Source organism: Paraburkholderia lycopersici, from assembly GCF_900096975.1.
GTDB lineage: Bacteria > Pseudomonadota > Gammaproteobacteria > Burkholderiales > Burkholderiaceae > Paraburkholderia > Paraburkholderia lycopersici.
The window spans coordinates 1-14,147 of record NZ_FMYQ01000015.1 but is presented as its reverse complement, the minus strand read 5'-3'; the positions used below and the strand labels follow the sequence as shown (position 1 = coordinate 14,147).

Genomic DNA, 14,147 nt, shown 5'->3' with positions numbered 1-14,147 from the left:
TCCCATTTCTCCTGTTTCAAGCCTGCAAGACCGCAAGGCCCGTAGACCCGTTAGACCTGTTAGCGCGGCGCCATGCGCAGCGCGCCGTCGAGCCGGATCACTTCGCCGTTCAGCATCGTGTTCTCGGCGATGTGGCGCACCAGCGCCGCGAATTCCTCGGGCCGCCCGAGACGCGAAGGAAACGGCACGCTCTTGCCGAGCGCTTCCTGCACGTCCTGCGGCATCGCCGACATCATCGGCGTCGCGAAGATTCCCGGCGCGATCGTCACCACGCGGATGCCGAAGCGCGCAAGCTCGCGCGCCACGGGCAGCGTCAGGCCGACCACGCCGCTTTTCGATGCCGCATAGGCGGCCTGGCCGATCTGCCCGTCGAACGCCGCGATCGACGCAGTGTTGACGATCACGCCGCGCTCGCCTTCGGCGTCGGCGTCCTGCTTCGACATGGCTTCGGCCGCGAGGCGGATCATGTTGAACGTGCCGACGAGGTTGATCGACACCGCGCGCGCGAAGCTCGCCAGCCGATGCGGCCCGTCGCGGCCGACCACCTTCTCGCCGGGCGCGACGCCCGCGCAGTTGACGAGGCCGTCGATGCGCCCGAACGCGTCGAGCGCGGCGGCGATGGCGGCCTGCCCGTCGCTTTCGCTGGTGACGTCGGCGGCCTGGAAGCGGGCTGCGGCGCCCAGTTCGCGCGCCAGCGCGGCGCCCGCTTCGGCGTTGATGTCGAGCAGCACGGCCTTGCCCCGCTGTGCCACGACCATGCGCGCCACGGCGGCGCCGAGGCCCGACCCCGCGCCAGTGATGACAAATACTCGATTGCTGATGTTCATTCGCTTCGCCCGTTCAGGTGTTCGCTGCTTTGTCGGCTTCCTGCTTGCGCAGCAGGAAGCGCTGGATTTTGCCGCTCGGCGTCTTCGGCAATGCCTCGACGAATTCGATCGCGCGCGGATAGGCGTGCGCCGAGAGCCGCCGCTTGACGTGCTGGGTCAGTTCCTCGGCTAGCGCCGGGGTGCCCGCGTAGCCTTGCGCGAGCACGACGAAGGCTTTGACGATTTCCGTGCGCTCGGGGTCGGGCACGCCGATGACCGCCGTCTCGCACACGGCCGGATGCTCGATCAGCGCGCTTTCCACGTCGAAGGGGCCGATGCGGTAGCCCGACGACGTAATCACGTCGTCCGCCCGGCCGATGAAGCTGATGCTGCCGTCGGGCTCCAGCTCGACGTTGTCGCCGGTCCGGTAGTAGCCGCCCGCGATGGCGGGCGTGTCCTGATGCCAGTAGCCGGTAAACCAGAGCAGCGGCGAGCGCGCGATGTCGACGGCGAGCTGGCCGGGCTGGTTCGGACCGAGTTCGTTGCCGGCGTCGTCGAGCACGGCGACGCGGTAGCCGGGCATGGCGAAGCCCGCGCTGCCGGGCTGGACCGGATGCGCGAGGCCGTGATGGTTGTTCACCACCATGCCGAGCTCGGTCTGGCCATAGTGATCGTGGATCGGTGCGGCGAGCGCCGCATCGAACCAGCGCACCACTTCCGGGTTCAACGGCTCTCCCGCGCTGCTGACGACACGCAGCTTGCCCTTGACGCGCGCCGCGGCGTCCGCGCCGGCCGCCATCAGCAGCCGATAGGCGGTGGGCGAGCCGGCGAGGCTCGTGATGCCGAGCCGCTCGATCAGGTCGTAGGTGCTCTCGACGGTGAAGCCGCCTTCGTAAAGCGTGGTCGCGTGGCCGAGCAGCAGCGGCCCGGTGATCGCGTAGTAGAGCCCGTAGGCCCAGCCCGGATCGGCGATGTTCCAGAAGCGGTCTTCGGGGCGCAGATCGACGGCGTCGCGCATGTAGGCGCCGAACGCCAGCAAGGCGCGCAGCGGCACCGGCACGCCCTTGGGCAGCCCCGTCGTGCCGGAGGTGGACATCATCATGAACAGGTCGGCGCCCTGGCGCATGACCGGCTCGAATGCTGCGGACTGCGCTTCGAGCGCGTCGTGCCAGTCGATGTCGTGCTCGCGCAGCGGCTCGCCGGCCTCGCGCACCGTGATGACCGTCGGGCAACTGGCGACATCGTCCAGCTTGCCGCGGTTGGCGGTGTTGGTGACGACCACCTTCGCCTCGCTCATCCGCAGCCGGTGCTCGATCGCCTTCGGTCCGAAAGCGGTGAACAGCGGTTGATAGACGGCGCCCGCGCGCCACGTGCCGAGAATCGTCGCGACGATTTCGGGCGTGCGCGGCAGCAGGCCGGCCACCACGTCGCCGGGTTTCACGCCTTGCGCCGCCAGCAGGTTGGCGACCTGCGCCGAAAGCGCTTGCAACTGCGCGAAGCTGAAGCTACGGTGGCGGCCGTTGACGTCGATGCAGTCGAGCGCGATCGCATCGGCGGCGGCATGGCGGTCGCAGCATTCGACGCAGGCGTTCAGACCGTGTTCGAGATCGCCGTGCAGATGCGCGGCTTCGTTCTCGACGCAAAAGCGGGCTACGGCCTCCTCGTAAGCCGGTATCGACCGGGGAATGACTCCGGCTGGCATGGCTGTCTCCTTGTTGGAATTTCCGCCTGTATGCGAATGTGCGCGGCAGATTGGCTTCAATGGTAGGCAGCCCGGACATTGCAATCAATGACAAACGGAATCTAGAATTCTGATTGGTTTTGCCATATCAGGAGTCAGCGAGGTGGAGCGGCAAACAATTCCGGCTGGTTTCGTCGAAGATGCGCTTGCCTGTCTGCGTCGGCAAGGACTTGCGCCGGAACCGGTATTGCGGGCAGCGGGGCTGGCGGACGCCGGGCACGAGAGCCTGACCCCGCAGGACTATGGCCGGCTCTGGCTCGCCATCGCGAAAGCGACCGACGACGAATTCTTCGGCCTGGCCGCGCGCCCGATGCGGCACGGCAGTTTCGCGCTGCTGTGTCATGCGGTGCTGCACGCGGGCACGCTCGGCAAGGCGCTGCGGCGCGCACTCCAGTTCCTGCGCGTGGTGCTGGACGACCCGCACGGCGAACTGACGGTCGTCGACGGCCAGGCGCAGATCGTGCTGACGGGCGCGCCCGCGCCTTACCCGGCCTTCGCGTACCGGACGTTCTGGCTGATCCTGCTGGGCGTGGCCTGCTGGCTCACCGGGCGTCGCATCCCGCTGCAGCGCATCGATTTCGCGTGCCCGCGCCCCGGGCAGCGCGCCGATTACCTGCAGTTCTTCGGCGTGCCCGTCCACTTCGACCAGCCGCAGTGCCGCCTTGTTTTCGACTCCGCCTGGCTCGACCTGCCCACGATCCGTTCGGAACAGGCGCTGAAAATCTTTCTGCGCGGGACGCCCGGCAATCTGCTCGTGCGCTACCGTCACGATGCCGGGTGGGTGGCAAAAATCCGCACCCACCTGAAGGCCACGCCTGCGGCGAGCTGGCCCGACTTCGACGCGCTGACCCGACAGTTGGGCACGACGCCCGCGACGCTGCGCCGCCGCCTGCGCAGCGAGGGGCAGAGCTTTGCTTCGCTCAAGGACGAGATGCGAAGCGCGCAAGCCCAGTCGCTGCTGCGCGAGAGCACGCTCAGCGTGGCCGAGATCGCAAGCGAACTGGGTTTTACGGAGCCGAGCGCATTTCATCGCGCGTTTCGCAAATGGACGGGCGCGAGCCCGGGCGCGTTTCGCCGCGACTTTCGCGAAGCCGGGCCGACGCGTTCGCCTTGATCGAGCCAGGTCGGCACGGCAATCGGGCGTAACGGTTTGGGGCGGTGGGCCATGGACGACGAGCATGGCTCGTCGAGCGGGCTATTGCCGCGTTCGCGTTTCGCGGCGCGCTTATATCACCGTGATGCGTCATCCACAAGTCATTGCGGGAATAAAAGTCTCTTCCGCATTCCCTGCTAATGCAATTGCGAATACGGACGTTAGTGATAGCTGTGATCTTCGTGTCCTGCACCGGCGTTGAACGGGCATGAGCGGACGTATCACAGATCCTCTGCTCCCAGCTACTGTCACCATGATAAAAAATGTCAGCATTCGTGCCCGCCTCGCGTTGGCGATGGGTTTTCTCGCAGCACTGTTGGTTGTCGGCGGTCTCATGGGAGTCGTGGGCGTCTTGATGAGCAATGGTGATGTCAAGCAGCTGTACGCCAGCCGCCTGGCCTCGTCGGAGGCTTTGAGCCAGTCGAACGTGGCGCTCTCCAGAGCGCGTCTTTGGCTGTATCGCATCGCGCTCGATCCCACCAGTCCGGACGTCGAACAGGAGACCCGCACCGCCCGCGAACTGCTCAGTACTTCGAAGAAGGCATGGGATGCCTATCGCGCGCTGCCTTTTTCGGGTCCCGAGGAGGCGCAGCGCGCGGCGGACGTCAACGGCAAGTTCGATGCATTCGTCGCGAACGGGCTCGACCTGATGTTCAGCGCGATTGCGACCCACGATGCCGTGAAAATTCCCGAAGTATGGAAAAGTCTTCCTCCTTCGCTGTTTATCGACGTGTCCGACGGCATGGATTCGCTGGGCGCGATCCAGGTCACGGCTGCGCGCGAGATGTTCGATGCCGCCCAGGCGCGATTTCACTGGTTTGTCGGGATCGCCGTCCTCGGTATCGCGATCGCGCTGGCCGCGGCTGCTCTCGCGTGGTGGTCGCTGCAACGGGCCATCGGTTTGCCCCTCGCACGCGCGATGGAACACTTCAAGGCAATTGCAGACGGCGACTTGACGACGGACGTCGAGGTGCATTCGGGCGACGAAATGGGGCAGTTGATGTCCGGTCTGGACGCGATGCAAAGCAAGCTCGTTCGGACCATCGGCGCAGTGCGAGAAGGATCGCGGTCGATCAAAACCGCCAGTCAGGAAATTTCGGCCGGCAATCTCGACCTCTCGCAACGGACGGAAGAGCAGGCGGCGTCGCTTGAGCAAACGGCCGCGTCGATGGATGAACTGACTTCGACCGTTCGCCAGAACGCTGAAAACGCGAAGCAGGCCAACGAAGTGGTGAGAAGCACGGCGCAACTCACCGAGCGGGGCAATCAGGCGACGCAGGAAGTCGTGCAAACGATGCGAGGCCTCTCCGATTCGTCGGGAAAGATCGCCGAAATCATCGGCGCCATCGAAGGCATCGCATTTCAGACCAATATCCTGTCGCTGAACGCGGCCGTCGAGGCGGCCCGGGCCGGCGAACAGGGACGCGGCTTCGCGGTGGTCGCCGGCGAGGTGCGCTCGCTTGCGCAACGGAGCGCGACGGCGTCGAGGGAAATCAGGGATCTCATTACCGACTCCCTGAAGCGCGTCGAAGCCGGTGCGCGGCAAGCCGACAGCGCGATCGGCACCATGGAAGCAATACTCGATTCGGTCAAGAGCGCCAGTTCGCTGATGAGCGAGATCACCTCGGCATCGGAAGCTCAATCGAAGGACATCGAACAGGTCAATCAAGCCGTTTCCGAAATGGATCGTGTGACCCAGCAAAATGCGGCGCTGGTGGAGCAGGCATCGGCGGCAGCCCTGTCGCTGAAGGAGCAGGCGAGCCAGCTGGAGAACGCTGTTTCGATATTTCTCGTCGCCAGGAATTGAACCAGAAAGCGGCTATCGGGACCTGCGCGTAGACGCGGGTCCTTCCTTTCGACGAGATCGAGCCGCGTCTCTCAAAGAAGCGCCCAATATCGGTATATCGAATCGGGAACGCTCCGACGCGGCGCGATTGCCGCGATTCCTTCATATTTTGAAAGGCACTGATTCACCGCTCGCAATTTGTTCCTGGACAAGGACACTTTATGCTCCGGGCCGCGGAATCATGCTCAAACGCCGGTTTCATCCAGTTCGCGCGCAGTTTATCGGCGTCCGCATCGCCCTGTGGGGCCGAGCTTGAAAACTTGCAGCAGATAGAAGGTCGGATGGATACGTTACAGAATATGCGGGCGTTCGTTTGCGTCGTGGAGTCGGGGAGCTTCACGGCAGCGGCCAGATCGCTGGGTTCGACAACGGGCGCAATTTCACGAGCGGTCTCGGAACTCGAAGCCCATTTGCGCACGCGACTCCTCAATCGCTCGACGCGCCACCTCGGGCTTACCGAGACGGGCGAACGCTACAAAATCCGCTGCGAAAAAATCCTCGCGGATGTAAACAGCGCCGAAGAGGAAGCCAGCTTCGCCCGCGAGCGCCCCATGGGCGTGCTGCGCATGCATAGCTTCGCAAGCCTTGGCAAGCAGTATGTGCTGCCCGCGCTATCGATCTACCGAACCTTGTATCCCGAGGTCACGATCGAACTCACGCTTTCGCAGGACATGCCCGATCTGTTCGAAGGCACCAGTGACGTCTCGGTCGTCACGGCGCCCGCGCTGCCCAACTCCGATATGGTTTCCCATCAACTGGGGTCAGTTTGCAGCATTCTTTGCGCCTCTCCTGCCTATGTGAATGCTCACGGGGCGCCACGGAAGCCGTCGGATCTATTGCGCCATAACTGCCTGATTCTGAAAACGCCGTCTGAGCGCGGGAATTGCTGGGCTCTCGAGGGGCCGGACGGAAGTATCGAAATGCGCGTGGACGGCCCCGTCAAGATCAACATGGCGGAATCGCTTGCGATGGCGATCGGGGAGGGCATGGGTATCGGCGTATTGCCTGTCTACGCCGCGATCGAAGGTCTGCAAAACGGCACGCTCGAACGCGTGCTGCCTCAGTACGTTTTGCAGAGAAGCAACGTCTACGCGCTTTATCCGTCACGCAAATTCGTCGACGCGAAAACGCGTACATGGGTGGACTTTCTCCGCGCTCATCTTCCGCAGTTCATCGAGCGCGACATGGATCTTCTCGACGAAATCACGCCTGCGCCGGTGGGCCGGTCCTAAAGCGCGCCGACGCGTGCCGGCTTGCCCAGCACTTCGTCGCATACGGCAAGCCATGCGCGTGCGGCGTGCGACATATAGCGATCCGGGGACCAGATGTGCATGAGCGTCCAGTCGAGCGCGGGCTCCGTCACCCGCGCGAGCGCGAGATTGCTGACGTCAAGGCGCGCGAGAAACGGTTCGGGCAGGAATGTCGTGCCCAGCCCAGCCGCCGCCATCGCGGCAAGAAAGTCCCAGTGCCCGCTCCTCGCCACGATATGCGGCTCGATGCCGGCTTCGCGAAATGCCGCATGAAGGCGGCGGGTCAGGGCAAATCCGTCGTCGAGAAGGATTAGCGGCTGTCCTTTCATCGCCGCGAGCCGGACGGTGCGGCGCCCCGCCCACGGCACCTCGCGCGGCCCCACGGCCCAGATCGTGTAGCGCGCAATCACGCGCGTGGCGAGCTTTTCCTGGCTGCTTCCCGGCAGCAACACGGTCGCCCCGACCTCCAGTTCACCCGCGACGACCTTCTGCTCGAGCAACTGCCCACCATGTTCGGCGAGCCGCAGTTCGAGCTTCGGATAACGTTGCTGAAAGGCTCTGACCGCAGCCGGAAAAAACAGGTTGCCCATCGGCGGCATGCCGACGGTTAGCTGGCCACGGCCAAGCTGCGCGACGTCGGCGACTTCCAGTTGCAGTTCGCGAATCACCGACAACGCCTGCAACCCGCGCTCGTAAACCACACGCCCCACGTCGGTGAGCTGGACCTGTCTGCCATCGCGGATCAGCAGCGGTTGACCGACTTCGTCCTCAAGCTGCCGCACCATCTTGCTGATTGTCGACTGGGTGACAAAGACAGCCGCCGCCGCCTGGGTGAAGCTGCCCAATTGAACGGTTTCGACAAAGTAGCGCAGCGCGCGGATATCGATGGGCATGTCACTAACGCCATGGTATGAAAAAAACGACTGGAATCTATGACATTAAATCACATTCTGCATCGATGAATCTTCATTAAACTTCATGGTGTATGGAGCCGGTCGCGCGTCATTCATCGTACGGATAGCGTCGTATCGGCAACAAGTCCTATATCAAAGGAGGCAGAAGTGCTTGAGGAGCGGATTCGCCTGGCGCAGCTTCGCGACAGGATAATGACGGCAGAGGAGGCCGCATCGCTGGTTCTTGACGGCATGACCGTCGGCATGAGCGGCTTTGGCGCCGCCGGTGATTGCAAGGCAGTCCCGCTTGCGCTGGCTGAACGGGCCCGCAAGCAGTCGCTGCAGATTACGCTGATGACGGGTGCATCAGTGGGGTACGAGGTCGATGGCGTGCTTGCCGAGGCAGGCGCGATTCGTCGGCGCATGCCTTTTCAATCGGACCGGACACTGCGTAAGCAGATCAACGCCGGCGACGCGATGTTCATCGACCTGCACCTCTCGGAAATGGCGGAGCAGCTGCGAGACGGATACCTCGGACCGGTCGACGTCGCGGTGATCGAAGCAGTGGCGGTTAGCGAAGCCGGGATCGTGCCGACGATGTCAGTCGGTAATTCAGCGGTGTTCGCCGCGCTCGCGAAGAAGGTTATCGTCGAGATCAACCTGGACATGCCGCTCGAACTCGAGGGACTGCATGACGTTTATCTGCCGCTGTCCCGTCCCAATCGCGAGCCTATCCCGCTGACAAACGCTGCACAGCGAATCGGCCTTCCGTATATTCCACTGGACCCCCAAAAGATTGCCGCGATCGTCGTCACGCGCAAGGGCGACAGCCCCAACAAGGTGCTTCCGCCGGATGCCGACACCACGCAGATCGCCGGGCACCTGAGCAGCTTTTTCGCGCACGAAGTTCGCGCGGGTCGGCTTGGCGCCTCGTTGCAGCCGCTTCAGGCCGGTGTCGGCTCCATCGCAAATGCGGTGCTGCACGGTCTCGTCGATTCGGGGTTTAGCGGCTTGCGCATGTATTCCGAGGTGCTTCAGGACGGAGCGATCGAGTTGCTCGATGCGGGGTGTGTCGACTTCGCGTGTGCGTCCGCGATCATGCTGTCGAGCGAATATCAGACCCGCTTTTTCGAGGGGCTGGACCGCTACCGCTCGCGCGTCATGCTGCGGCCGCAGGAGATCAGCAATCATCCGGAGGTTATTCGCCGGCTGGGCATCATCGCGGTGAACACCGCGCTCGAATGCGACATCTACGGTAACGTGAACTCGACGCACGTCGGCGGCACGCACATGATGAACGGCATCGGGGGCTCGGGCGACTTCGCGCGCAATGCTTACCTGTCGGTGTTCGTCACGAAGTCGCTGGCGAAGGACGGCGACATTTCGAGCGTCGTCCCGATGGTGTCGCACGTCGACCATATCGGGCAGGATGTCGACGTCATCGTCACCGAGCACGGGTTGGCCGACCTGCGCGGCCTCGCGCCGCGCGAACGCGCGCAGCAGATCATCACGCATTGCGCCGACCCGCTCTACCGGGACGCACTGCGCGATTACGTGGCAAAGGCAAGTAAGCGCGGCGGACAAACACCCCATCTGATCGAAGAAGCGCTCGCATGGCACGCGCATTATCGTGAGCGCCACAGCATGCGACCTGATCAGACCTTGCCTCAGGCTTCGCAACCGGTCGCCGAACCCGCCTGAAGGTAAATGGCGCGGCGTAGTTGGGCGGCCGTAGGTGGACCATAGCCAGGCATCCCACATACGGTTTCGCCGCAGCGGGCAGGATCGGCGGACCGGCAAGGAACCCGCGCCCATCGTTTGGTCATCTGCCCACGTGCTCGCGCATGGCTTGCGCCACCGCATCGCGCACGCACGCGGTCAGCAACTCGGAAGCGCGTGTGTGGGGCACGCGTGCCGGGCGCGCAATTACGAGCGGCTGGATTACGGTCGCTTCACGTAACGGCCGCTCGACGACGAGGGCCGTCTGCACGACGGTCGGACTTTGCGTGATCAGCAACGACACGCCGAGGCCGGCCGCCACCATCGCACGCACGAGTTCGATGGATGCAGCCCGATAGCGTACGTCGGGCGAGAGGCCATGCTGCCAGAACGGCGCCATCAAAAAGTCGCGACTCTGCGGCAAATCAATCTGGATAAAAGGCTGCGCAGCGAGCTCGTGCAGCGAGACCGCGCGGCGCCGCTTCGCCAGCGGCGAGTCGCCCGGCAAGAGCGCATAGGGTTTGAGTTCCGCGAGACATTCGCGCTCGATATCGCCGGGCAGGCCCACGTCGTACATGAGCGCGAAATCGATCAGACGCTTGTGCAGCCATTCGTCGAGTTGCGCGAGATCGCCCTCCCGGAACTGGACGGTGAGACCCGGATAGCGCGTTTGCGCGAGTTTAAGCACGCGCGGCAGATAGACGGGCGCGATCGTGCGGAATACGCCGATCTGCACGAGACCCCGATCGCCTTCCCCCACGTCGTCGGTAGCGAAGGCCGAGGCCGACGCGAGCAGGTGCCGAGCCTCGTCCAGCTTACGCTGCCCGAATTGCGTGAGCGTCATGCGCGTGCCTGCGCCGCGCGTGAAAAGCGGCGCGTCGAATAGCGCTTCCAGTTCACGAATCGCCACGGAGATCGAAGGCTGCGAGACGTTCAGCTGTTTCGCGGCGGTAGTCGTGCTGCCCGTTTCGGCCGCGGTGACGAAGTAGCGCAGGAGCCTGAGCGACAAAGCCATAGGTTTTTCATATAGCTCTTAATTTATTCCAGTATTTTATCTTATTGCCTGTCCAGCTCAGAATCAGCTCACCAACCGAACGGGTTGGCCGTACTGGAGGAAGACGCTGTGACACTGCCCGCGCTGCCGCTCGACGGCATTCGTGTGATCGACTTTTCCCGTGTTCTCGCGGGGCCGCTATGCTCCGCGCTGCTCGGCGACCTGGGCGCCGAGGTTATCAAGATCGAGCCGCCCACCGGCGACGACTACCGCGCGATTGGCCCATTTTCCGGGGGCGAAAGCGGACTCTTTCACGCGATGAACCGCAACAAGCAAAGCGTCGTGATCGACCTGAAGCGCGACGAAGGTCGTGCGCTCGCGCAGGCGCTCTGCGCGCAGGCCGACGTGGTCGTGGAGAACTTTCGGCCGGGCGTAGCCGAACGCCTTGGCATCGGCTACGCGGAACTTTCCGCGCGGCATCCCGCGCTCGTCTACGCAAGCGTTTCGGGCTTCGGCCAGACCGGCCCCGAATCGCATCGTCCTGCGTACGACATCATCCTGCAAGCCATGTGCGGTCTCATGGATGTGACCGGCTCGCCCGACGGCGCGCCGACGTTGGTGGGCGATTCGATTTCGGACGCGGTCAGCGGCCTGTTCGCCTCGTGGGGCGTGCTGGCCGCTCTGCTTGCACGCGAGCGCACCGGCAAGGGCACGCACGTGGATGTGGCGATGTTCGACGCGACGCTCGGCCTCACCGCCGGCATGGTCGCCCGCTACGCGACCAGCGGCGTCGCACCGCGGCGCGTGGGCAACCGGCACGCTTCGTCGGCGCCATTCGGCGCCTATCGTGCGAAAGACGGCTACTTCGTGGTGGCCGTGCTCAACAATCGTTTGTTCGAGCGCTTCGCTCACGCGATAAGTCATCCTGAACTTATCGACGACGCGCGCTTTGCCGACGATGCAATGCGCAGTGAAAACGAAGCCGCGTTGCGCGCGTGCATCGAGTCATGGGCCGAACTCCATAGCGTTGCGGAGGTCAACGCGCGGCTGAGCGACGTGGGCATTCCGGTCGCGCCGATCCAGAATATCAGCGAGGCGCTGGAAAGCGAGCAGGCGCGTGAGCGTGGACTTCTGATCGAAACGAGGAGCGCCGACGGCGGCACATTGCGTCTGCCGAGGCAACCGGTTCACTTCTCGGCGTGGCCCGGCACGCGAACCACGCGTGCGCCAGGACTTGGGGAACACACGCAGCAAGTGCTGGAAAAATACCTTGATTTGGACACCGAACGTGTCGCTGCCTTGCGTGAAAGCGGCGTGCTCGGCCATGAGCACGCGGACGCAGCAGGTGCGCGAAGCGAAATGATCAGGAACGCGAATAATGCGTAAGAGAATGGGTGTTACCGACGCCGATGTCGAGATCTCGGAAGCCATTCGGCGATTCGCGCAAGCGGAACTGGCGCCGCATGCGGCAGAAATCGACCGGGAAGAAATTTCCACGACACGCTACGTTCCCGCGCTCGCCGATCTGGGCGTGATGGGCATGAATCTGCCGGAGCGGTGGGGCGGCGTTGGCGCGTCGCCTGCCGCGATCGTTCTCGCGCTGGCGGAGATTGCGGCCGCGTGCGCGTCCACTTCATCCATGATCGGCGCCCACTATCTCGCGACCGATTCGATCCTGATCGGCGGCGACGACGCACTGCGGGCGCGCTACCTGCCGGACGCGGCGACCGGCGTGAAACTCGGCGCATTCGCGCTGACGGAACCGCAAGCCGGTTCCAATCCGGCGGGAATGACGACGCTGGCAGTACGCGAGCGCGATGGCTATCGCCTGCGCGGCGTGAAGCATTTCATTTCGAACGCAGCGGCGGCGCAATTCATCGTGGTCTATGCGAAGACCGCGCCCGAACTCGGCACACGGGGAATCAGCGCCTTTGTGGTGGACCGCGATACGCCGGGCGTGTCGGTGTCGTCCGCGGAAATGCTGATGGGTATCAGGGGTGCGCCCGCGCACGAAGTCGCGCTCGACTGCTTCGTGCCGGCCATGAACCGGCTGGGCGAAGAGGGCACAGGCTTTCGTACGGCAATGAAAGTGCTCGACAACAGCCGCCTCGACGTGGCGGCGACGAGTCTCGGCCTTGCGGAGGCCGCGTTGGCCGATGCCGTGGAGTGGGCGAAGACGCGGCATGTCGGCAATGAATTGCTGGCTGACAAGCAAGGCTTGCAATGGAAATTTGCGGACATGAAAACCCACCTCGAGGCTGCGTGGCTCCTGACGCTGCAGGCAGCCGTGCGGCGCGCGGCAGGCGAGCCGTTCACGGAAGCAGCGTCGATGGCAAAGCTCTATGCGTCGGAGATGGTGGGATTCGTCGCCGATGCCGCGCTGCAAATGCACGGCGGCTACGGCTTCACGCGCGAGATGCGGATCGAGCGGCTGGTGCGCGATGCACGGATTCTGCGCATCTACGAGGGGTCATCGGAGATTCAGCGGACGGTCATTGCCCGATCGATCCTGGCGTAACGGCAGCCAATGGAAGGGGTGAGAAAGTGAAAGTCCTTGTGCCAGTCAAACGCGTAGTCGATTACAACGTGAAGGTCCGTGTGAAGTCGGACGGCACGGGCGTCGACATCGCCAACGTGAAGATGTCGATGAACCCGTTCGACGAAATCGCCGTGGAAGAAGCAGTGCGGTTGAAGGAAGCCGGTGTCGCGACCGAAGTGATCGCGGTGTCCGCAGGGGTCGCCCAGGCGCAGGAAACGCTGCGCACGGCGCTCGCCATCGGCGCGGATCGCGCGATCCTCATCGAGTCCAGTGAAGACCTCCAGCCGCTCGCGGTCGCCAAGCTCCTGAAGGCGCTGGTCGACAGGGAGCAGCCTTCGCTGGTCATCCTCGGCAAGCAGGCCATCGACGACGATTCGAACCAGACCGGCCAGATGCTCGCCGCGCTGGCCGGCTTGCCGCAGGCCACCTTCGCGTCGAAGGTGGTCGTGGCTGACGGCAAGGCCACCGTGTCGCGCGAAGTGGATGGGGGTGCGGAAACGCTGTCGCTGACGCTCCCCGCAGTGGTCACGACGGACCTGCGCCTGAACGAGCCGCGCTACGTGACGCTGCCGAACATCATGAAGGCGAAGAAGAAGCCGCTCGAAACGATCAAGCCCGGGGACCTCGGCGTGGACGTGACGCCGCGTCTGAAGACACTGAAGGTTGCCGAGCCGCCCAGGCGTTCGGCCGGCGTGAAGGTGCCGGACGTGAAGACGCTGGTCGAGAAGCTGAAGACGGAAGCCAAGGTGCTGTAAGGGGAGCTGAAAAAATGACGAATCTGGTAATAGCCGAACACGACAATCAGTCGATCAAGGCCGCGACGCTGAACACGGTTGCGGCAGCACAGAAGATCGGTGGCGACGTGCACGTGCTGGTCGCGGGCCACAACGCACAGGGCGCAGCCGACGCGGCCGCGAAGATCGCGGGCGTGGCGAAGGTGCTGCTGGCCGATGCGCCGCAACTCGAAGCGGGTCTCGCGGAAAACGTCGAAGCGACGGTTCTCGCGATCGCGAAGAATTACTCGCACATCCTCGCTCCGGCGACGGCGGCGGGCAAGAACGTCGCGCCGCGCATCGCCGCGAAGCTCGACGTCGCGCAGATCAGCGACATTACGGCAGTCGATTCGCCCGACACGTTCGAGCGCCCGATCTACGCGGGCAACGCGATCGCGACGGTGCAATCGGCGGATGCGGTGAAGGTCATCAC

At 64.0% G+C, this 14,147-nt stretch carries 11 protein-coding genes and 1 pseudogene; 8 read left to right on the top strand and 4 right to left on the bottom strand.

Annotation, left to right across the window (positions count from 1 at the left end; all coding sequences use genetic code 11):
- Positions 1-59: 59 nt before the first annotated feature.
- Positions 60-827 (bottom strand): 3-hydroxyacyl-CoA dehydrogenase, encoded by a 768-nt coding sequence (locus BLU17_RS17080; RefSeq protein ID WP_091998595.1) that lies wholly within the window; start codon positions 825-827, stop codon positions 60-62.
- 13 nt (positions 828-840) lie between these two features.
- A complete protein-coding gene (locus tag BLU17_RS17075) occupies positions 841-2,508 on the bottom strand; it encodes an acyl-CoA synthetase (RefSeq protein WP_091998592.1) in 1,668 nt (555 codons plus the stop codon).
- 142 nt (positions 2,509-2,650) lie between these two features.
- Between BLU17_RS17075 and BLU17_RS17070 the strand changes: the two genes are divergently transcribed.
- From BLU17_RS17070 to BLU17_RS17060, 3 genes are all read left to right on the top strand, one after another.
- Complete coding sequence (locus BLU17_RS17070; protein ID WP_091998589.1) at positions 2,651-3,661, top strand: AraC family transcriptional regulator; 1,011 nt, start codon at positions 2,651-2,653, stop codon at positions 3,659-3,661.
- Positions 3,662-3,908: 247 nt separating this feature from the next.
- Positions 3,909-5,507, top strand: a complete 1,599-nt coding sequence (locus BLU17_RS17065; protein ID WP_245746897.1) for a methyl-accepting chemotaxis protein — start codon at positions 3,909-3,911, stop codon at positions 5,505-5,507.
- A 320-nt stretch (positions 5,508-5,827) separates the two neighbouring features.
- On the top strand, positions 5,828-6,778 hold the full coding sequence (locus BLU17_RS17060) for a LysR family transcriptional regulator (RefSeq protein ID WP_091998582.1): 951 nt from the start codon (positions 5,828-5,830) through the stop codon (positions 6,776-6,778).
- Here BLU17_RS17060 and BLU17_RS17055 read toward each other — a convergent pair.
- A complete protein-coding gene (locus BLU17_RS17055; protein WP_091998579.1) occupies positions 6,775-7,689 on the bottom strand; it encodes a LysR family transcriptional regulator in 915 nt (304 codons plus the stop codon). The two genes, BLU17_RS17060 and BLU17_RS17055, sit on opposite strands and share 4 nt — an antisense overlap.
- Positions 7,690-7,857: 168 nt before the next feature.
- On the opposite strand from BLU17_RS17055, the gene scpC reads away from it, so the two are divergent.
- Entirely contained in the window at positions 7,858-9,390 is a 1,533-nt protein-coding gene (gene scpC, locus BLU17_RS17050; RefSeq protein WP_091998576.1) for a succinyl-CoA:acetate CoA-transferase ScpC, read from the top strand.
- 121 nt (positions 9,391-9,511) lie between these two features.
- Here the strand turns inward: scpC and BLU17_RS17045 are convergent, their stop codons facing one another.
- Entirely contained in the window at positions 9,512-10,423 is a 912-nt protein-coding gene (locus BLU17_RS17045; RefSeq protein ID WP_091998573.1) for a LysR family transcriptional regulator, read from the bottom strand.
- Positions 10,424-10,531: 108 nt separating this feature from the next.
- Here BLU17_RS17045 and BLU17_RS17040 point away from each other — a divergent pair, with 108 nt between their 5' ends.
- From BLU17_RS17040 to BLU17_RS17025, 4 genes and pseudogenes are all read left to right on the top strand, one after another.
- Positions 10,532-11,788 (top strand): CaiB/BaiF CoA transferase family protein, encoded by a 1,257-nt coding sequence (locus tag BLU17_RS17040; protein WP_091998920.1) that lies wholly within the window; start codon positions 10,532-10,534, stop codon positions 11,786-11,788.
- Positions 11,781-12,920, top strand: a complete 1,140-nt coding sequence (locus BLU17_RS17035) for an acyl-CoA dehydrogenase family protein (protein ID WP_091998569.1) — start codon at positions 11,781-11,783, stop codon at positions 12,918-12,920. Before BLU17_RS17040 ends, BLU17_RS17035 begins: the two co-directional genes overlap by 8 nt.
- A 26-nt stretch (positions 12,921-12,946) precedes the next feature.
- Entirely contained in the window at positions 12,947-13,696 is a 750-nt protein-coding gene (locus BLU17_RS17030) for an electron transfer flavoprotein subunit beta/FixA family protein (RefSeq protein ID WP_091998567.1), read from the top strand.
- 14 nt (positions 13,697-13,710) lie between these two features.
- Positions 13,711-14,147: pseudogene (locus tag BLU17_RS17025) on the top strand (electron transfer flavoprotein subunit alpha/FixB family protein); the annotation flags it as partial.

Coding starts and splice junctions, on each gene's coding strand:
- BLU17_RS17080 (WP_091998595.1), bottom strand. CDS start 827: ATGAACATCAGCAATCGAGTATTTGTCATCACTGGCGCGGGGTCGGGC.
- BLU17_RS17075 (WP_091998592.1), bottom strand. CDS start 2,508: ATGCCAGCCGGAGTCATTCCCCGGTCGATACCGGCTTACGAGGAGGCC.
- BLU17_RS17065 (WP_245746897.1), top strand. CDS start 3,909: ATGAGCGGACGTATCACAGATCCTCTGCTCCCAGCTACTGTCACCATG.
- BLU17_RS17060 (WP_091998582.1), top strand. CDS start 5,828: ATGGATACGTTACAGAATATGCGGGCGTTCGTTTGCGTCGTGGAGTCG.
- BLU17_RS17055 (WP_091998579.1), bottom strand. CDS start 7,689: ATGCCCATCGATATCCGCGCGCTGCGCTACTTTGTCGAAACCGTTCAA.
- BLU17_RS17045 (WP_091998573.1), bottom strand. CDS start 10,423: ATGGCTTTGTCGCTCAGGCTCCTGCGCTACTTCGTCACCGCGGCCGAA.
- BLU17_RS17035 (WP_091998569.1), top strand. CDS start 11,781: ATGCGTAAGAGAATGGGTGTTACCGACGCCGATGTCGAGATCTCGGAA.